The organism is Mesorhizobium loti, assembly GCA_014189435.1.
Lineage (GTDB): Bacteria > Pseudomonadota > Alphaproteobacteria > Rhizobiales > Rhizobiaceae > Mesorhizobium > Mesorhizobium loti_G.
Map to the genome: position 1 here is coordinate 5870870 of CP050293.1, position 17714 is coordinate 5888583.

The following is a 17714-nucleotide window of genomic DNA, read 5'->3' on the forward strand; positions in this document are numbered from 1 at the left end:
GCCTGCCGATCAGGCCGATCGACCGGCCCCCCCGACCGGGTTCAGGCCAGGTCGTTCGGCGCGTCGTAGCTGATGCTGAAGAGATCGGCCGGATGACGGGCAATGGTGAACTCGATGCTCTGCTGGTCGGCCGACTGATAGAGCATCTCCACACTCAGGACCGCACTGCCGAGAGCGACGCCAAGGTCTTCGGCGATGGCCTCGTCGGCGATCTCGGCGCGGACCGTGACATGCGCAACGTCCAGCCGCAGGCCGAGATGCCGTTGCACCGAGCGAAAGATCAGCACGTCGGAAAAATCGTCGCGCTTCAGCTTGGCGCCGACAGCAGGCGGGAAATAGCTGGTGATCTGCGCCTTCTTCTGCTCGCCCACCGACAGGATGCCGCGCAGGCAGTAGCCCACCTCGTCCTTGGCCATGCCAAAATGGCGCTGCAGCACGGGGGAAACCTCCTTGCGGTAGGATTTCACCGTCAGCTGCGCGTCCTTGGTGAAGGCCGCCATGTCGGCAAAATTCTTGAATTTCCAGCTCAGATTGACAGACGGATTGCGCGCCGTGACCACCGCCGGTTTCGCCGACCGTTTTCGGATCAGCCCGTCGGCCTCGAGATCACGCAAGGCTTGGCGCACGGTGATCAGGCTGACACCAAAGTGCTCGGCGATGGTCGCTTCCTTCGGCAGTTCGCCGCCGACGGGGAAGGTGCCGTTGCCGATCGGCTCGCGCAATATGTCGGCGAGCTGGCGATACAGCGGCCCGTTCGAGCGGCCGAGCGTGCGCCGGGGAAGACTGTCTATGGTGGGAACGGAGTTATCCATGAGCCTCGTCGCGCCTGTGTCGAAGCTTTTATAATAGCTTCCTCGCCTCGAGGCTAGACAAGGCTGATGACCATCAACCGTCCTAGACGAAGAGCCGGAGCGGGTGTTCGATCGCCGATTTCAGGGCGGCGAGCCACGCTGCGGCGATCGCCTCGTCAATGCTTGCCGCATCCGTGATCAGCAGACATTCGGCATGGTCGCCTGCGCTGCTGACGGAGACAGCCAGACGCATGGCGCGGCCCGGCAACAGCGGCAACATCAGCGGCCGGATATCGCTCGCCGGCGGCAGGCGGATGGACAGCAGCGCCGGCATATCCGCGTCGTCGCGATTGTCGGCCAGGGCTGCAAGCCGCGTTGCGTGCAGCGATGTTAGGGACATCTCAGGAACTGTCGCAAACATCACTTGCCGGCCCGGCAGTTCCAGGGCCACCGAAGTGTCGCCGGCCTTGGCGGCATCCGGGATCTCACCAAACACACGACCCGCCGCGCGCAGCAGCACGTCGTCGAGGTCGAACGCTCTCCCCGTGCTCTCCAGCGCGGCCAGCAGGTCTTGCAGAGCGGTCAGCGCGACCGACGCCGCAAAGGCGGCAATGCGGGGAGCAGCAACGGAAGGGGCGACGATATCAGGCGGATTTACAGGCGCCGCGGCCGGAACGAAGCCCAGCACGTCGGCGGCCAGGATGCGGCCATCCGGTCCGCTGCCGCGAAGGGTTTCAAGCGGAAGAGCGCGCTCGCGCGCCAGGCGGCGTGCATAGGGCGAAGCAGCCAGCCGCGGTGTCTGCGCCACCGCGATGTTCATTTGAGATACTCTGAATTGACGCAGTTGGTGAGCCGGCCTTCGGCGAGATAGGCATGCACCACCTCGATCGATTTCAGCCTGAGATCACGCATCGAGGCCGGGCTGTAGAAGGCCGCGTGCGGGGTGACGATCAGCCGGTTGGCAATCCACGGCTCGCGGGCACGCCAGGCGGCCAGAAGCGGATGGTCGAGATCGCCAGGTTCGTTCGGCAGTACGTCCAGTCCAGCTCCGATGACCGTGCCCTTGCGCATGGCGGCTTCCAGTGCGTCGAGATCGACGATCGAGCCGCGCGCCGTGTTGATCAGCACAAGCCCGGGCTTGGCGGCGGCGAAGGCGGCCGCGCCAAGCAGCTTGCGGGTTTCCTCGCTCAACGGGGCGTGGACGCTGACCACATCCGCCCGTGCCATCAGTTCGGCCAGCGAATGGACCCGCTCGTAGCCGGTCGACAGGTCGACGCCGGACAGAAGATGCGGATCGTAGAACACCACCTTCATGTCGAAGGCGGCGGCGCGACGCGCCGTGGCCAGCCCGATGCGGCCAAGCCCGACGATGCCGAAAATGGCGCCCTTGTGCCGGCGCACCAGCGGCGCCTTGGAGAAATGCCAGCCATCGGCGCCGTTGCCGGAAAGCTCCGCGCCGTAGGCGGAGGTGCCGCGCGTCAGCGCCAGCATCAGGCCAATGGCGTGATCGGCGACTTCCGTTGTGCCGTAGTCCGGCACGTTGCAGGCCGGAATCTTGCGCGCGCCCCAGCCCGCCGTGTCGATGTTGTCGAAGCCGACGCCGGAACGCACCGCGATCCGCGCCTTCGGAAAGGCAGTCGGGGCAGCCGCGACATTGTGGGTGGGCGAATAGTTGATGACGGCATCGACCGTCTCGCAGACAGCTGGATCGAGCACGGCTGCCTTGTCGTTGGTCGACCGGGCGAGGATGAGTTCGATGTCGGGATAGTGCTCGCGCTCGAGTTCGGCTTCGTCGGCGGCTTGCCAGTTGGCGCACAGGATCTTCATGCTTGCCCTTCGGATTTCATCGGGAACAAATGATTATTTCTTGATACCGCCGATGCGGCCGCCCATCGGCACGACGGCGCCGATCGGCTGGTCGATCGCGGCAAGCGTGCCGCTGATTGGCGCCTCGATCTCGACCACGGCCTTGTCGGTTTCGATCTCGGCGATCAGTTCGCCCTCCTTGACCGCATCGCCGACCGCCTTCAGCCATTTGACGACGGTGCCCTCGCTAACGGTGAGGTCGCCGAACGGCATCGTTATCGGCTCGTCGTCGCTGGCGGCGGCAGACGCCTGGGTCGGCGGTGCGGCCTGCGCCACCTTGGCCGGAACGAGCGCAGGCTTAGCCGGCGCAGCACTTTTCAGGCCGACCGTGTACCAGTGATCCGGCACCGGCGGCTTGCCCGCGATGACGTCGCGCACGCCCTGGACGATGCGCGCCGTATCGACCAGCATGGCGCGCTCCAGCACCGGCGCGAAGGGATGCGAGGTCGGCGCGGTGTGCAGCCTTCCCGGCGGTGCGTCGAGTTCGTCGAAGGCGAGTTCGTTGATGGCCTGCGCGATCTCCCCGCCAAGCCCGCACATCGCCCAGGCTTCATCGACGATGAGCAGGCGATGGGTTTTGCGCACGCTGGCGACGATGGTGTCGATGTCGAGTGGCATGATGGTGCGCGGGTCGATGATTTCGGCCTCGATGCCCTCAGTGGCAAGTGCCTGCGCAGCCTCCAGCGCGCGCTGCACCATTTGCCCGGCGGCGACGATGGTGATGTCGGTGCCGGCCCGCGCGATGCGCGCGACGCCGAAGGGCACATAGTGTTCACCGACCGGCACCTCGCCCTTGGAGGCGAACAGCGCCTTGGGTTCGAGCATGATGACCGGGTCGCCGGCCCTCAGCGCCGTCTTCATCAGGCCTTTCGCGTCGGCCGGGGTCGAGGGCACGCAAACGATGAGGCCCGGCATATGGGCGAAGACCGGATGATAGATGCCGCTGTGATGCGGGCCGGAACTGCGCAGCGCGCCGGCGCCGACGCGCACCACCATCGGCGCGCTCATCAGGCCGCTGGTCATGTAGCGCAGCTTCGCCGCCTGTAAAAAGATCTGCCCGGCGGTCTCGAAGGCGAAGTCGGCGAACATCAGGTCCGAGACGGTGCGGGCGCCGGTGGCCGAGGCGCCGACGGCGGCCGCGGTAAAGCCCTGCTCGGAAATCGGCGTGTCGACCATCCGCTCGGCGCCGAACTCCTGCCACAGGTTCTTTGTGTGGGCGAAGCTGCCGCCGCGTTCGCCGGTGCCCTCGCCGAAATAGAGGATCGCCGGATCGGCGCGCATCTCCTCGGCGATGCCGTCGCGCACCGCCTCCAGCCAGCCTTGCGTGCGCGTCTCGCCGACGGCGCGCCAAGCCAAGGCGGCGGGCGGGTTGATCGGATCGGCAAAGACATGCAGGCGCACGGTCGCCGGATCGGGCTCGGGCGAGTTGCGGGCGAAGGCCAGCGCTTCCTCGACGACCTTCTCGATACGGTTTTCGATGGCCGCCAGCGCTTCCGCATCGGCGACGCCATACTCCTCGACCAGCTTCTTGCGGAACATGTCGATCGGATCGCGCTTGATCCAGGAGTCGAGTTCTTCCTGCGTCCGGTAGGTGCCGATGACCGGATCACCCTCATGGTGGCCGACGGTGCGATAGGTCTTGGCCTCGATCAGCGTCGGGCCCTTGCCGGCACGGGCACGTTCGGTGGCTTCCTTCATCGCCAGCCAGACGGCGAAGACATCGTTGCCGTCGACCGCCACGCCAGGCATGCCGTAGGAGGCGGCCTTGGTGGCGATCTCGGGATTGAGGGTTACGGAGTTGAGCGGCGTCGCCGTGGCGTAGAGATTGTTCTCGCAGACGAAGACCGCTGGCGCCCGCTGCACGGCGGCGAAGTTGAGCGCCTCGTGGAAGCCGCCATGGTTGGCGGCGCCGTCGCCGAAGAAGGCGACGCCGATGTCGTCGCGTCCTTGCTGGCGGGCGCTCATGCCGATGCCGACGGCATGGCCGATGCCTGCGGCGACGATGCCATTGGTGCCGAACAGGCCGACCGAGCGGTCGTAGAGATGCATGGTGCCACCGCGGCCGCCGCAAATGCCGTCGGCCTTGCCGAACAGCTCGGCCATCACCCGGCCGGGGTTGGCCCCCTTGGCCAGCGCGTGGCCATGGCCGCGATGGGTCGAGGTGACCCAGTCGGTCGGGCGCAGATGCGCGCAGACGCCGACGCCGGTCGCCTCCTCGCCGATATAGAGATGCAGGAAGCCGGGCGTCTCGCCCTTGCGGCAGGCGATCTGGGCGATGCTTTCGAAGCGGCGCAACAGTACCATGCGTTCGAACAGATCGAGCAGGACCTTCCGGTCGGGGAGGTTTGGCGCACCCCTGGAATGCTCGCGTGCGCGCGCCGCGGAAATTGCCACCAAAGCCTCCCTGAACCCGTCTGCGCCGGTCGGCACAGCGCCGGCGGCGAGCTTGTGGATCGCCCGCTTCGGCTCATCATAGATTATAATAGCATAATGTCTACTGGCTCCGAAAAGAGCCTGATAACGGCTAGATTTTCGTGATGCGCACCGTCGCGTCGGGCCGCTGGAACAGCTCCGGCCGCAGGCTCAGGCCAAGCCCCGGCCCTTCGAGCGGCGCGACATGGCCATCGCTGACCGGCGGAATGTCGGCGACGATCTCGGTGTACCAGCCGGTGAAATAGGCGCGCACTGCTTCCTGGTAATTGACGTTCGGCAAGGTTGCCGACAGCGCGCAACTGGCGGCATAGACAATCGGCCCGGTGCAGTCGTGCAGGGTCACCGGCAGTTCGCTGGCTTCGGCCATGTTGGCGATCTTGCGCGCTTCCGAGAGGCCGCCGCACCAGGCGAGGTCGATCATGATCACGCTAGCCGCACGCTTGTCGATCAACTGCTTGAACATCTGCCGCGAGGCCAGCCGCTCGCTGGCGGCGACGGGTATGGAGGTGTGGCGGGCAAGTTCGGCCATGGCGTCGAGCTCGTTGTAGCGGATCGGCTCTTCCAGCCAGGCCACGTCATAGGGCTTCAACGCCTCGGCGATGCGCAGCACCGGCGGCAAGGTCCATAGGCCGTGCAACTCGACCATGATCTCCATGTCGCGGCCGACGGCATCGCGAATCTTCTGGAACGGCTCCAGCGCCTTGTCGAGGTCTGCCAACGAAATGCGGGTGCCGTTCGACGCCTCGGCGGCGATGTCGAACGGCCATATCTTCATGGCGCCAATGCCTTCGGATTTCAGACTCCTGGCGAGGTCGCCGGCATTGTAGCGCCAGGCGAGCAGGTCTTCATACGGGCCTTCGTTGGAATCGCCTGCCTTGAGCGACCAGTCCTCGCCACGCTCGAACAGGGCATTCTTTTTGGTGGCACGGACATGTTTGTAGCCGGCGCAAGTGTTGTAGATGGGCACGGTCTTGTGCGTGCGCCCGCCAAGCAGCCGCCAGACAGGCTCGCCGAGCGCCTGGCCATAGATGTCCCACAGCGCGATGTTGACGGCGGAATTGCCGCGCACCTCGGCGCCGGAATCGCGCGCGCCGACATAGACACTGCCCAGCGTGCGGTCGTGCAGCTCGATGTCGCGCGGATCCTTGCCGAGGAGATAGGCCGCGACATTGTCGTGGATGTAGGAGGCGACCGGCCCCGGGGCCCAAAAAGTCTCGCCCGTGCCGATGAAGCCGGCATCGGTGTGGACGCGCAGCCAGAACAGGAACGGGAACTCGGCCAGCTGCAGCGTTTCGAGCGCAACGACTTTCATCTTTTTCTCTCCATTCCAACCGACCGCACGGTCGATGGGACAATAGCACATCGCCGTTGACAGCCATTTATGGTACCGGTATCAATTTCGTCAAGATGGCCACCGGGAGGGTGTTCGCTTGCCTGCCGAAAATCAAAACACTACGCCAAAACGAGCATTGGTCACCGGTGCCGCCGGCGGGCTCGGCCGCGAGGTGGCGATCCAGTTAGCCCGGCGCGGCTGTGTCGTCGCGGTTACCGACATCAATGGCGAAGGACTGGCCGACACTGCCCGACAGATCAAGGTAACCGGTGCGGAAACCGAAATCATAGCAGGCGATTTCACGCTGGAGGGCGCGCCGGAAGCGGCGGTGGAAAAAGTGGTCGCGCGCTGGGGTGGCATCGACATCCTGGTCAACAATGCCGGCTATGGCGTGATCGAGCCGTTCCTCGATGCCACCTTCAAAGCGTGGACGCGCACGCTGGCGCTCAATGTCACCGCGCTTGCCATGGCCTGCAAGGCGGCGGGCCGGGTGATGCGCGAGCAGCGTTCGGGGCGCATCGTCAACATCACCTCGCCGGGCTCGCGCATGGCGCTGCCGGACTACACCGCCTACACCGCCAGCAAGGCCGGCGTCGATTCCATCACCCGGGCCGCCGCGGTGGCGCTGGCGCCCTATGGCGTGCTGGTCAACAGCCTGGCGCCGGGCATGATGGACACCGAGATGCAGCGCTCGACGGAGGCCGATCTCGCCCGCGCCAACGGCCGCAACGATCTGCAGGCCTTTCTCGACGAGCGCACCCGCCGCATTCCGCTCGGCCGCCGCGCCGAGATTTCCGAAGTGGCCGAGGCGGTCGTCTGGCTATGCCTCGACGCGCCAAAATACATGACCGCCGAGCGGCTCAATATGTCGGGCGGGCTCGACAAGGACTGATCCAATGTTGCGAAACTCCCCTCCCGGCAGCGCCGATATCGGCGCGCTCGAACGCAAGGCAAGGCGGCTGCGCCGCCACATGCTGACCATGGCGCGCGGCCAGGGCCAGGGCTATATCGGCCAGGGTCTCGGTATCGCCGATGCGCTGGCCGCGCTGTATTTCCACGAACTGCGCTATGACCCTCACAATCCAGCGTGGCCCGATCGCGACCGCTTCCTGCTGTCGACCGGGCACTATTCCATCGCGCTTTGGGCCGCACTTGCCGAGGCCGGCATCATTCCGGTCGAGGAACTTGTCACCTACGGCGCCGACAGCAGCCGGCTTGAGATGTCGACGCTCGACACCACGCCCGGCGTCGAGATGATCGGCGGCTCGCTCGGCCATGGCATGGGGCAAGGCGTCGGCCAGGCGCTGGGCTTGCGTATCGACCGCTCCGACGCGCGCGTCTTCGTCGAGCTTTCCGATGGCGAGATGCAAGAGGGCTCGACTTGGGAAGCGGCGATGTCGGCCAGCCATTTCAAGCTCGACGGGCTGGTGGCGCTGATCGACTGCAACGGCATCCAGGCCGACGGACCTGTCGTGCTCGACATGGAGCCGGTGGCCGACAAATGGCGCGCCTTCGGCTGGGAAACATTCGAGATCGACGGCAACGACATGACAGCGGTGGTCGGCGCGCTGGCTGGCGCACGTCAGCGCAACGGCAAGCCGAAGGCGATCGTGCTGCGCACACTGCCGGGCAAGGGCGTACCGCGCATCGAAACCTCTGAGAAATCGCACTTCTTCCGCATCGACGTGGCGCAATGGGACGGCATCATCGCCGAGTTTGAGAAAAGCGCGGGGGCACAGCCATGAGCGGCGCGGCAATGGAGGCCGGACGCACGCTGGCCATGGGCCAGGACGAAGCGCTTGGCGGCGGCCGTCGGAGCGTGGAGGCGCCGTTCGGCCGGGCGCTGGCAAGGCTTGGCCACAGCCATCCAGACATTGTCGGGCTGACCGCCGACCTCGGCAAGTACACCGACATATTGCCGTTCCGCGACGCCTTCCCGGACCGCTTCTTCAATGTCGGCATGGCCGAGCAAAACCTCGTTGCCGTCGCCGCCGGGCTGGCGCGCACCGGCAAGGTGCCGTTCGCCACCACCTACGGCGTGTTCGCGACACGGCGCGCCTATGATTTCGTTGCCATCGCGCTTGCCCACTCCAACCTCAACGTCAAGATCGTCGCTGGCCTGCCCGGCCTGACGACCGGCTATGGCGGCACGCATCAGGCAATCGAGGATCTGGCGCTGATGCGCATGATCCCCGGTCTCACCATCATCGATCCCTGCGACGCGACCGAGATCGAGGCTGCGACGACAGCCATCGCCGAGCATCGCGGGCCGGTCTATATCAGGCTGCTGCGCGGCAGCGTGCCTGTCGTGTTCGAGCCCGGCTATCGCTTCGAAATCGGCAAGGCGCGACGGCTTCGCGAAGGATCGGATGTCGGCATCATCTCGACCGGCTTCATGACCGAGCGGGCGTTGGACGCGGCGGAGGCTTTGCACAAGCAAGGCATCTCCGCTGGTGTGCTGCATGTGCCGACCATAAAGCCGTTCGACGCAGAGGCGGTGGCTGAGTTCGCGGCCAGCGTCAGCCATATCGTCACCGCGGAAAACCATGTCGTGGTCGGTGGGCTGGCCAGCCTGGTCGTCGAGAGCTTGTTCGATGCCGGCCTTTTGAAGACAGTGACGCGCATCGGCCTGCCGGACCGCTACATCGAATGCGGCGCGGTGCCGACCTTGCAAGCGAAATACGGCCTGACCACCGAGGCTGTCATCGCAACGATTGCCGCGCTGGGCTAGGATTTTCGCATGAAGATCACCGAGATCGAGACCTTTGCCGTCGGCGCCGGCTGGAAGAACTGGCTGTTCGTCAAAGTGCATACCGACAGCGGCATTCACGGCATCGGCGAGGGCACGCTGAACGGCTTCATCAAGACCACCGAAGCCGGCGTGCATGAACTCAAGCATCTGGCCATCGGCCAGGATCCGCGGCGCATCAACGCGCTGGCCAAACGCATGCTGGACAGCGTCTCGCTCGACGGCGGCCATATCCACCGCACGGTGATCGCGGCGGTCGAGGTCGCCTGCTGGGACATACTGGGCAAGAGCCTCGGCGTGCCGATCCACCAATTGCTGGGCGGCCAGGTGCGCGACAGCGTGCTCAGCTATGCCAATGGCTGGTACCGCACCGAGCGTACGCCGGAAGCCTTCCTCGAGGCCGCCAAGGCAGTGCTGGCCAAAGGGTTCAAGGCGTTCAAGCTCGATCCGTTCGGCACCGCGCAAGGTTTTATCGCGCGCGGGGAGCTGGAGCTGTCCTACGCCATCTGCCGGACCTTGCGCGACAGGCTGCCGAAGGACACGCTGATCCTGATCGACGTGCATGCGCGCTTCACCGAGATCGCCGCACTTCAGGCGGCGCAGAAATTCGCCGATCTCGACATCTACTGGTGGGAGGAGCCGACCTCACGCGACCGCCAGGAGACGGTGCACGAAGTCGCGCATCGCTCGCCGATCCCGGTGGCGACCGGCGAGATGTACGACACGGTCGGTCAGTTCTACACGTTGGCCGCCGGCGGCGGCGTCAACATCTTCCAGCCCGAGCCGATGTCGCTCGGCGGCATCACGCCGTCGATGCAGGTGGCCAACCTCGCACTCGCCCACGGCAGCCACATCGCGCCGCACCAGAGCGGCGGGCCGGTGGCGACGGCGGTCTGCCTGCAGCTGGCGGCGGCGGTGCCGAATTTCCTCATCCAGGAGCATTTCGACGCCTTCAACGACCCGTGGACGCGCGACCTCGTCACCTGGCACCCGACCGTCAATCCGGACAATGGCCATCTGTCGCTGCCGGACGCGCCGGGGCTCGGCATCGATCTCAACATCGATGCGATCAAGGAGCACCCCTACGATCCGCACGCCTATCTCAACGTCCATGCCGAAGGCTGGGAGAAGCGGCTCGGGCGGCGTGAAGAGACGGGGAAGCGGGGCTCCTAAACTTGCTTCGTCATCCACGGGCGAAGCAAGGAGCGTAGCGACGCGGCGCAGACCCGAGGATCCATGCCGTGACATCCGAGCGCCGCAACGGTGCAGAATTCTGTTCCGCTGCGCTATTCGGTATCGGTCGCGGCATGGATCCTAGGGTCTCCGCGACGCCGCTTCGCGGCTGCTCCGCCCTAGGATGACGACGCTAGGGGAGCTTCAGCGGAGACAGTCACGCGCTCTCGCGGTCGACGATCTCGAAGCCGAGGCTGGTGATGGTCGGCACCTTGGTGTTGCCGCCGAGCCTTGCCAGCAATTGCCGCACCGCGCGCCGGCCCATCTCGTAGCGGTTGACCTTCACCGTGGTCAGCGGCGGATAAAGCTGTGCCGCCAGATCCATGTCGCCATAGCCGGCAATGGCGATCCTGCCCGGCACCGCCCAGCGGCGCCGGTGGCATTCCTGCACGGCGCCGACGGCCAGCGTATCGCTGGAAAAGAAGATGGCGTCGATGTCCTTGTGGCGGGAGGTCAACGTCACCAGCGCTTCGGCGCCGCCTTGGGCGGTGATCGGCACCTCGACCTCCATGTCGTCATGGTTCCTGATGCCGAGTTCGGTGAGTGCGGCGTGATAGCCGGTGCGGCGCTGCTGCAGGCGGTCATTGCCATGGATCGGCGTCGAGACGAAGCCGATGCGCTTGTAGCCCTTGGCCGCCAGATGCATGGTCATGGCATAGGCGGTCTCGAAATTGGAGACGCCGACCACCATGTCGATCGGCTTGCGGCCCTTGATCTCGGATATCTCGACCACCGGCGCGCCGCTGCTCTTGAGAAGCGCGCGGGCGACCTCGCTTTGCACGAAGCTTTGCAGGATCATGCCGACCGGGCGCCAGCCGAGCAGATTGCGGATCGATTTCTCTTCGGCTTCCTGTGTGAATTCGCCCTGCACCAGGAGCATCGAATAGCCGCTCTCATGGCACTCGTCGGACATGCCTTGCACCTGTTCGGCGATGCCCGAATTGATCAGCGGCGGCACCACGGTGCCGATCATGCGGCCATTGCCGCGCATGCTCGACGCCAGCCGGTTCGGCACGAAGCCGGCCTGCTCGATGGCCTCGAGCACCTTGGCGCGCGTCTCCGGCGAGACCATGTCGGGATTGGAGAGCGCGCGCGACACCGTCATCGGCGCGACGCCGACGCGCTTGGCGATCTCGCGGACGCCAAGGCGCTGCGGCTTCTTCTCGCCCGCCGGCGGTCTATCGGTCATCACCGTGCTCCAAGAGGCGCGATCCGGCACTTCCTGCGGATCACGCGACATCAGCCATTCATAGCGGTTGCGAGGGGCGCTTTCCAGCGATGCGCCAAGCTGTCCCCGAGATGCGAATTTTCATCGTTGACAAGTTATAATATTATAATCTTAATGGGACCGAGGAGTGCGCCAGGATTGGCGTGGGCGCTTGGAGCCGGCCGCAAGAGCTGGCAACCGGCGCCGCCAGGGAGGTCAGGATGAACAGTGCGGCTGAGGTGGGCTCGCCGCCCCAGGATGCGCAATCGTTCCGGCGGCGGCTGATCGGCTTCATTGCCGTGGGCGAAGTCGGCGTGCTGGCCGCCATGGCCCTGCTGATCGTCTTCTTCTGGCTGCTCGAGCCGGCTTTCCTGTCCGAACGAAACATCCGCGCCATTCTCAACGTCGTGTCGTTTGTCGGCATCATCGCCATCGGCCAGACCATCCTGCTGGTCGCCGGCGAGTTCGACCTGTCCGTCGGCTCGGTGGCCGGACTGTCCGCCGTGGTCGCCGCCAAGCTGATGACCGCGGCCGCCTTGCCGGTCTCGATCGCCATACTCGGAGGCATCGGCGTCGGTGCGCTGATCGGCCTCGTCAACGGGCTGATTGTCGTCAGGCTCGGCATCCCCGCCTTCATCCAGACGCTCGGCATGCTGTTCATCGGCCAGGGCCTGATCCAGGTGGTGACCGGCGGCTATCCGGTCTACCCGCTGCCACAGACGATCAATACGATCGGCGGCACCGATCTCGCCTTCGGGCTCGGCTGGAGCTTTGCCTTCTTCATCATAGCCGCCGTCGTCGCCGACTTCGTCCTGCGGCGCACCGTGCTCGGGCGCAACATGTACGCGACCGGCGGCAACAAGGAAGTGGCGCATCTCGTCGGCATCGACACCAACGCCTACAAGATCGGCGCCTTCATCGTGGTTGGTGCGCTTTCGGCGATCGCCGGCATGTTCGTTATGGCCGATCTCGGCAGCGGCGGCACCTCGATCGGCAGCGGCTGGGAGCTGACCGTCATTGCCGGCGTCGTGGTCGGCGGCGTCAGCCTGTTCGGCGGTGCCGGCACGGTTGCCGGCGGCGTCGTCGGCATCCTGATGCTGAAAGTGGTGCAGAGCGGCCTCGTCGTCATCGGCGTCAACTCCAACTGGCAGCAGATCGCGGTCGGCGTGATCATGGTCATGGCCGTCGGCCTCGACATATTGCGCCGCCGCTACTTCATCGCCGGTGCCTGAGCAAACCGCGAGCGTGGATATTGCGCCGGCAAAATTCCGGCAAACCAAGGGAGGTTATGACATGAGAAGCAAACTGAAGAACGGCCTGATCCGCACCGCGCTGGCGGCGGCGGTGGTTGCGACGTCGCTGGGCTCGGCGAGCCTTGCACAGGCGGCCGACATCCATCTGCTGTGGGTGCAGGCGATGAAGGATCACCCGGTGCACCGGCTGATGCAGGCGGGCTTCCTCAACAAGTGCAAGGAGCTCGGTTACACCTGCGAGGTCGTCGGCGATCCGAGCGCCACCAACTGGGATATTCCGGCGACATTGCCATTGGCCGAGGCGGCCCTTGCCCGCACCAAATACGACGCCATTGGAGTCTACGGCGTGGATCCGGCGATCTATTCCTACATCACCAAGCTTGCCAAGGAAGGCTTCCCGATTGTCACCTGGCATGTCCTGCCGCCGGAAGGCACGGTCACTGGCCTCAAGGCAGCGACCGGCGAAGACATCGCCGATGTCGGCGCCAACGCGGCAATCGCCATCGGCGACAAGCTGGGCGGCAAGGGCACCGTGGCGTTGACGCAGGGCGCCTCCAACGACACCGAAAACGCCATGTCGGATGCCTTCCGCAAGACAATCGCGGCGAAGTATCCTGATATCAAGGTGCTCGACACGCAGATGGAAGGTTTTGAGCCGTCAGCGGCCGAGGCCAAGGCCGTGGCGATCCTGCAAGGCAATCCGGACGTCACCGCCGCCTTCGGCACCACCGGCAACAGCATCCAGACCTGGTCGGGTGCGGCGCGCAAGGCCGGACGCGACGTCGTCATCATCGGCATGGATTACATCCGGCAGAACCTCGACCTGGTGAAGTCGGGCGCCGCCTACGGCATCGTCGCGCAGCCGCTCTACGAAGAGAGCGCCAAGGTTGCCGAGCTGCTCGGCGATCTCGCCCAGGGCAAGACCGTGCCCTACAGCAATCCGTTGCCGGCCAAGGTGATCACATCAGCCGACCTCGACCCCTACTACAAGATGCTGGACAGCGCCGGCCAGTAAACGCCTGACGCCGGGTCCGCGCCGTGCGGACCCGGCATCCCGAGAGGATCGCCGTGTCGAACACCACGCAAGAGCCACTGTTTTCGGCCGCCGGCATCGCCAAGAATTTCGGCGGCGTGCAGGCGCTGCGCGGCGTCGATTTCGATGTCATTCCAGGCGAAATTCACGCTCTGCTTGGCCAGAACGGCGCCGGCAAGTCCACCCTGGTCAAGATCCTCAACGGCGTGCATCCGGCCGGCTCCTACACCGGCACCATCGAGCTCGACGGCCGGGCCGTCAGTTTCGCCTCGCCCGCCGATGCGCGGTCGAACGGCGTCGGCTATGTGCCGCAGGAAATCGAAGTGCTCGAACAGCTCTCGGTCGCCGAGAACGTCTTTGCCGGCCGCACCGGCCTGGGCCGCGGCATGCTGGTGCATCAGCGCAAGCTCCAACAGAGGGCCGACGAAATCTTTGCCGAGCTTGGCATCGACATCAATCCGAGGGCCTATGTCGCGTCGCTGACTTCGGCGCAGCGGCATCTGGTGATGATTGCGCGTGCCATCGTGCTGAAACCACGCGTGCTAATGCTGGACGAGCCGACCGCCTCGCTCTCCGGCACTGAAGTCGACGCGCTGTTCAGCGTGCTGCGGCGCCTCAAAGCGCAAGGCGTGGCGATGATCTACATCACCCATCGCCTGCCTGAAGTGCTGGCCATCTGCGACCGCGCCACCGTTTTGCGTGATGGGCAAGTGGCGGTGCGGATCGCGCGAGAGGACTTTGACGCCGAGACCTTCATCTTCTCGATGTCGGGCCAAAGGCTGCAGCGGCTGTTTCCGGAGCATGCGGCGCCCGCCGGCGCGCCGACCGCGCTGGAGGTTCGTCGGCTCACGGTCGCGGGCCACAGCGGCGCCATTCATGGCGCCAGGGACATCAACCTCTCCGTGGCCGCCGGCGAGATCGTCGGGCTGGCAGGCCTGCTCGGCTCCGGCCGCAGCGAGATCCTGCACGGCATCTATGGCCGCGTTCCGGCCGAAGGTGAAATCCGTGTGGCCGGTGAATCCGCCTCGATCAGATCGCCGGGCGACGCCCGTGCCGCCGGCATCGCGCTGCTGACCGAGGACCGCAAGCGCGACGGCTTGCTGTTCAATCTCCCTGTCGGCGCCAACATCACCATCGGCAACCTCGCGCCCCTGTCGCGGCACGGCATGGTGCGCGGCGGGCTGGAGCGCAGTTCGATCCTGGGCGCCATGCGCGCGCTCAACGTCAAGGCATCGTCGCCGCAGGCCGCGGTCACCCATCTGTCGGGCGGCAACCAGCAGAAACTGCTGTTTGCCCGCGTGCTGATGCGAGCGCCGAAAGTGCTGCTGCTCGACGAACCGACCAAGGGCGTCGACGCGGCGACCCGGCACGAGATCTACCGGCTTGTCGTCGAGCTGGCCGAGAAGGGCGTGGGCTTGTTGATCGTCGCCTCCGAGCTTGAGGAGCTGATCGGCCTTTGCGATCGGTGCCTCGTCGTCGCCGATGGCCGCATCGTCGACGAATTCAGCCGTGGCGAGGGCGGCGAGGATCGCGTGCTGCGTTCGGTGACGGCAGCACAGGCGCAACGCCACGCGATGGCTTCACAGGTTTCGTCATGAGCTTTGCCGGCAAACGCGTTTTCGTCACGGGGACGGCGACCGGCATCGGTCGGGCTACAGCAGAGTACCTTGTCGCGCAGGGTGCGAGGGTGTTCGGCGCCGGGCTGGACGGTGAGGAGGGAGAGGCGCTTGCCCGCCGCCATGGCGAGAGCGATCTGATCTTCCGCGAGTGCGATCTCACCCGCGAAGTCGAGGTGCAAGCGGCCGTGACGGCGGCGACCGAGGTCTTCGGCGGGCTCGACGCGGTCGTCAACTGCGCCGGCATCTATCCGACCGGCAAGCGGCTCGAAGAACTTTCCGACGAGGACTGGGACAGGACCATCGCCGTCAATTTGACGGCCATCTTCCGGGTCTGCCGCGCGACCCTGCCGCTGCTGCGCGCGGCCGGCGGCGGCTCGATCGTCAACATCGCCTCGGTGCATGCCGACGCCACGGTGCCCGGCGTGCCGGCCTATGCCGCGACCAAGGCGGCGGTGGTCGGCCTGTCGCGGCAGATGGCGCTGGACTATGCCGTCGACCGCATCCGCGTCAATGCCGTGCTGGTCGGCTCCGTCGCCACAAGAATGACGCTGGACGGGCTGGAGGCGGCGGGTGGCGCGGAAGCGCTGGGCCTGTCCTTCGAGCCCAACCGGATCGCCCGCATCGCCAACCCCTCCGAGATCGCCACGGCAATAGGCTTCCTGATCTCCGACGCCGCGTCCTTCGTCACCGGCAGCGCCATGCAAGTGGATGGCGGACTTTTGGCGCGGCTACTCTAATTCAAAAGGCATGAACGAGACGGTGCCGGCGGCGCTTTCGTCGGAGGCGAGCACGATCACGCCCTCGTCCGGATCATCCCATCTCCCCCGGTTGAAAGCGCCCGAGGCATTGGTCTGCGGCTCGACGCAGAAATACGGTTTTGCGGGATCGGCATAAAGCATCAGATGCTTGAAGACGGGATCGGCCTTGATCCGCAACCCAGCGCCGCGCGACGGAAAGCGGATCGTCGCTTCGCCGCTCCAGCCGCCATAGTCATTGTTGCGCCAGCCGTTCGGCAAAGGCCGGTCCTCGGCGAAGTCGAGCTCGGATGGCAGCGTGACCGGATCGCCGGAAATGCCGTCGGGTTCTTCGAGATAGAAGCGCCGGGCCTTGAACTGCAGCGTCACATCAGGATCGCGATCGAACCAGGGATGCAGGCCAAAACCGAACGGCAGGGAAACCGGCCCGGTGTTGGTCAGCGTCATGGTCACGCTCAGACCCTCGCCGGTAACCGTGAAAGCCTGCCTCGCGCGGTAGGAATAAGGCTCCGCACCGGCGGCGATGTCCAGCGACAGCGTCGCGCTGGCGGCTCCTGCGTCCATGACAGCCCAGCCGTGCTGCCAGCCGCTGCCATGCACGTTGAATTTTTCCGGTGGATTGTTGGGCAGGACCTGCCAGCGTTTCGATGCGAAGTCGAAAGCGTTCCGAGTGATGCGATTGGCATAGGGCGTCATCGGGAACATGGCGACGCCAAGCACATTGCCGGCGGCGCGATCCCGGTCTGAAAGCCGGCGCATGAGATCGATGCCGCGCCAGCGCAGCGCGCTCACACTGCCGCCAATTTGCGGCACCACCCCGACCTCGAGCGCTCCGGCCTTGAGCGTCAACGGCTCAGAAATTGCGCCCATAGCCTGCCATCCATCCACCGTCGACACAAAGCATCTGGCCCGTCGTGTAGGTGTTCAGGGGATCGCAGAAGAACAGCACGGCTGCAACCGCTTCCTCGATGCCGCCGGCGCGGCCGACAGGGGTGTGGCTGAGCATCGCCTTGTCGCCGGACACCATGGTTTCATCCTCGACCGCGCCGACGCCAACGGCATTGACCAGCACCTTCGGGCCGAACTCCATGGCCAGCGTGCGCATGCCGGCGAGGATCGAGGCGTTCTCCATGGAAAAGCGCGGGTGGCGGCGCATCGGCATGCCGGCTGTGGCCGACAGCAGGAAGACGATGCGGCCGCTACCGCGCTCGGTCATGGTCACGGCGGCCTTGCGCGCATCGGCGTAGAGCGATCGCGGATCTCCCGCTGCCGTTCCCGGCCGAAGCGGACAGGACATCAGCAGGATATCGGCTTCCCGCGCATGCGAGCCTTCGACCAGCCGGCCGCCATTGGCCTGCAACGCGGCAAAAGCTGCCTCGGCGATCAGGTTGCTGTCACCATCAAGGGCAATCGCTGCGCCATCGAGATCGATTTCCATGGCT

General features: G+C 65.7%; 16 protein-coding genes. 8 read left to right on the forward strand and 8 right to left on the reverse strand.

The features are described 5' to 3' along the window. Window positions 1–41 precede the first annotated feature (41 nt). From HB777_28060 to HB777_28080, 5 genes are all read right to left on the reverse strand, one after another. On the reverse strand, window positions 42–812 hold the full coding sequence (locus tag HB777_28060; protein QND67406.1) for a GntR family transcriptional regulator: 771 nt from the start codon (window positions 810–812) through the stop codon (window positions 42–44). Between the two features lie 82 nt (window positions 813–894). Further along, window positions 895–1611 (reverse strand): hypothetical protein, encoded by a 717-nt coding sequence (locus HB777_28065; protein QND67407.1) that lies wholly within the window; start codon window positions 1609–1611, stop codon window positions 895–897. Beyond that, window positions 1608–2618, reverse strand: coding sequence for a C-terminal binding protein (locus tag HB777_28070; GenBank protein ID QND67408.1), 1011 nt, complete (start codon window positions 2616–2618; stop codon window positions 1608–1610). The genes HB777_28065 and HB777_28070 overlap by 4 nt, the downstream gene beginning before the upstream one ends. Window positions 2619–2651: 33 nt before the next feature. Beyond that, complete coding sequence (locus HB777_28075) at window positions 2652–5051, reverse strand: dehydrogenase (protein ID QND67409.1); 2400 nt, start codon at window positions 5049–5051, stop codon at window positions 2652–2654. A gap of 130 nt (window positions 5052–5181) precedes the next feature. Further along, entirely contained in the window at window positions 5182–6402 is a 1221-nt protein-coding gene (locus HB777_28080; protein ID QND67410.1) for a mandelate racemase/muconate lactonizing enzyme family protein, read from the reverse strand. 118 nt (window positions 6403–6520) lie between these two features. On the opposite strand from HB777_28080, the gene HB777_28085 reads away from it, so the two are divergent. From HB777_28085 to HB777_28100, 4 genes are read left to right on the forward strand one after another with little or no spacing between them, the layout of a single operon-like run. Beyond that, window positions 6521–7315 (forward strand): SDR family oxidoreductase, encoded by a 795-nt coding sequence (locus HB777_28085; GenBank protein QND67411.1) that lies wholly within the window; start codon window positions 6521–6523, stop codon window positions 7313–7315. A gap of 4 nt (window positions 7316–7319) precedes the next feature. Then, window positions 7320–8168: a transketolase gene (locus HB777_28090; protein QND67412.1), complete on the forward strand. Its 849-nt coding sequence runs from the start codon at window positions 7320–7322 to the stop codon at window positions 8166–8168. Further along, window positions 8165–9154 carry a transketolase family protein gene (locus HB777_28095; protein QND67413.1) on the forward strand — a complete coding sequence of 330 codons (990 nt, stop codon included), beginning with the start codon at window positions 8165–8167 and terminating at the stop codon, window positions 9152–9154. Before HB777_28090 ends, HB777_28095 begins: the two co-directional genes overlap by 4 nt. Before the next feature lie 9 nt (window positions 9155–9163). Beyond that, complete coding sequence (locus tag HB777_28100; GenBank protein ID QND67414.1) at window positions 9164–10345, forward strand: mandelate racemase/muconate lactonizing enzyme family protein; 1182 nt, start codon at window positions 9164–9166, stop codon at window positions 10343–10345. Window positions 10346–10562: 217 nt separating this feature from the next. On the opposite strand, the gene HB777_28105 is transcribed toward HB777_28100, so the two are convergent. Next, window positions 10563–11594 (reverse strand): substrate-binding domain-containing protein, encoded by a 1032-nt coding sequence (locus HB777_28105; GenBank protein QND67415.1) that lies wholly within the window; start codon window positions 11592–11594, stop codon window positions 10563–10565. Window positions 11595–11833: 239 nt separating this feature from the next. Here HB777_28105 and HB777_28110 point away from each other — a divergent pair, with 239 nt between their 5' ends. From HB777_28110 to HB777_28125, 4 genes are all read left to right on the forward strand, one after another. Then, window positions 11834–12844 carry an ABC transporter permease gene (locus HB777_28110; protein ID QND67416.1) on the forward strand — a complete coding sequence of 337 codons (1011 nt, stop codon included), beginning with the start codon at window positions 11834–11836 and terminating at the stop codon, window positions 12842–12844. Between the two features lie 61 nt (window positions 12845–12905). Continuing rightward, window positions 12906–13880, forward strand: a complete 975-nt coding sequence (locus HB777_28115; GenBank protein ID QND67417.1) for a sugar ABC transporter substrate-binding protein — start codon at window positions 12906–12908, stop codon at window positions 13878–13880. 53 nt (window positions 13881–13933) lie between these two features. Further along, window positions 13934–15496 (forward strand): sugar ABC transporter ATP-binding protein, encoded by a 1563-nt coding sequence (locus HB777_28120; GenBank protein QND67418.1) that lies wholly within the window; start codon window positions 13934–13936, stop codon window positions 15494–15496. Further along, window positions 15493–16254 carry an SDR family oxidoreductase gene (locus HB777_28125; protein QND67419.1) on the forward strand — a complete coding sequence of 254 codons (762 nt, stop codon included), beginning with the start codon at window positions 15493–15495 and terminating at the stop codon, window positions 16252–16254. The genes HB777_28120 and HB777_28125 overlap by 4 nt, the downstream gene beginning before the upstream one ends. Here HB777_28125 and HB777_28130 read toward each other — a convergent pair. Both HB777_28130 and HB777_28135 read right to left on the reverse strand, forming a co-directional pair. After that, the gene (locus HB777_28130; protein QND67420.1) at window positions 16246–17142 is read right to left on the reverse strand and encodes an aldose 1-epimerase; all 897 of its coding nucleotides are present in this window, start codon (window positions 17140–17142) and stop codon (window positions 16246–16248) included. The genes HB777_28125 and HB777_28130 overlap by 9 nt on opposite strands. After that, window positions 17126–17710 carry an SDR family oxidoreductase gene (locus tag HB777_28135; GenBank protein QND67421.1) on the reverse strand — a complete coding sequence of 195 codons (585 nt, stop codon included), beginning with the start codon at window positions 17708–17710 and terminating at the stop codon, window positions 17126–17128. Before HB777_28135 ends, HB777_28130 begins: the two co-directional genes overlap by 17 nt. Window positions 17711–17714 lie beyond the last annotated feature (4 nt).

What these genes read in the sequence shown, in the direction of transcription:
- HB777_28060 (QND67406.1), bottom strand. Translation starts at nt 812, where the DNA reads ATGGATAACTCCGTTCCCACCATAGACAGTCTTCCCCGGCGCACGCTC.
- HB777_28065 (QND67407.1), bottom strand. Translation starts at nt 1,611, where the DNA reads ATGAACATCGCGGTGGCGCAGACACCGCGGCTGGCTGCTTCGCCCTAT.
- HB777_28070 (QND67408.1), bottom strand. Translation starts at nt 2,618, where the DNA reads ATGAAGATCCTGTGCGCCAACTGGCAAGCCGCCGACGAAGCCGAACTC.
- HB777_28080 (QND67410.1), bottom strand. Translation starts at nt 6,402, where the DNA reads ATGAAAGTCGTTGCGCTCGAAACGCTGCAGCTGGCCGAGTTCCCGTTC.
- HB777_28090 (QND67412.1), top strand. Translation starts at nt 7,320, where the DNA reads ATGTTGCGAAACTCCCCTCCCGGCAGCGCCGATATCGGCGCGCTCGAA.
- HB777_28095 (QND67413.1), top strand. Translation starts at nt 8,165, where the DNA reads ATGAGCGGCGCGGCAATGGAGGCCGGACGCACGCTGGCCATGGGCCAG.
- HB777_28100 (QND67414.1), top strand. Translation starts at nt 9,164, where the DNA reads ATGAAGATCACCGAGATCGAGACCTTTGCCGTCGGCGCCGGCTGGAAG.
- HB777_28105 (QND67415.1), bottom strand. Translation starts at nt 11,594, where the DNA reads ATGACCGATAGACCGCCGGCGGGCGAGAAGAAGCCGCAGCGCCTTGGC.
- HB777_28110 (QND67416.1), top strand. Translation starts at nt 11,834, where the DNA reads ATGAACAGTGCGGCTGAGGTGGGCTCGCCGCCCCAGGATGCGCAATCG.
- HB777_28115 (QND67417.1), top strand. Translation starts at nt 12,906, where the DNA reads ATGAGAAGCAAACTGAAGAACGGCCTGATCCGCACCGCGCTGGCGGCG.
- HB777_28125 (QND67419.1), top strand. Translation starts at nt 15,493, where the DNA reads ATGAGCTTTGCCGGCAAACGCGTTTTCGTCACGGGGACGGCGACCGGC.
- HB777_28130 (QND67420.1), bottom strand. Translation starts at nt 17,142, where the DNA reads ATGGGCGCAATTTCTGAGCCGTTGACGCTCAAGGCCGGAGCGCTCGAG.
- HB777_28135 (QND67421.1), bottom strand. Translation starts at nt 17,710, where the DNA reads ATGGAAATCGATCTCGATGGCGCAGCGATTGCCCTTGATGGTGACAGC.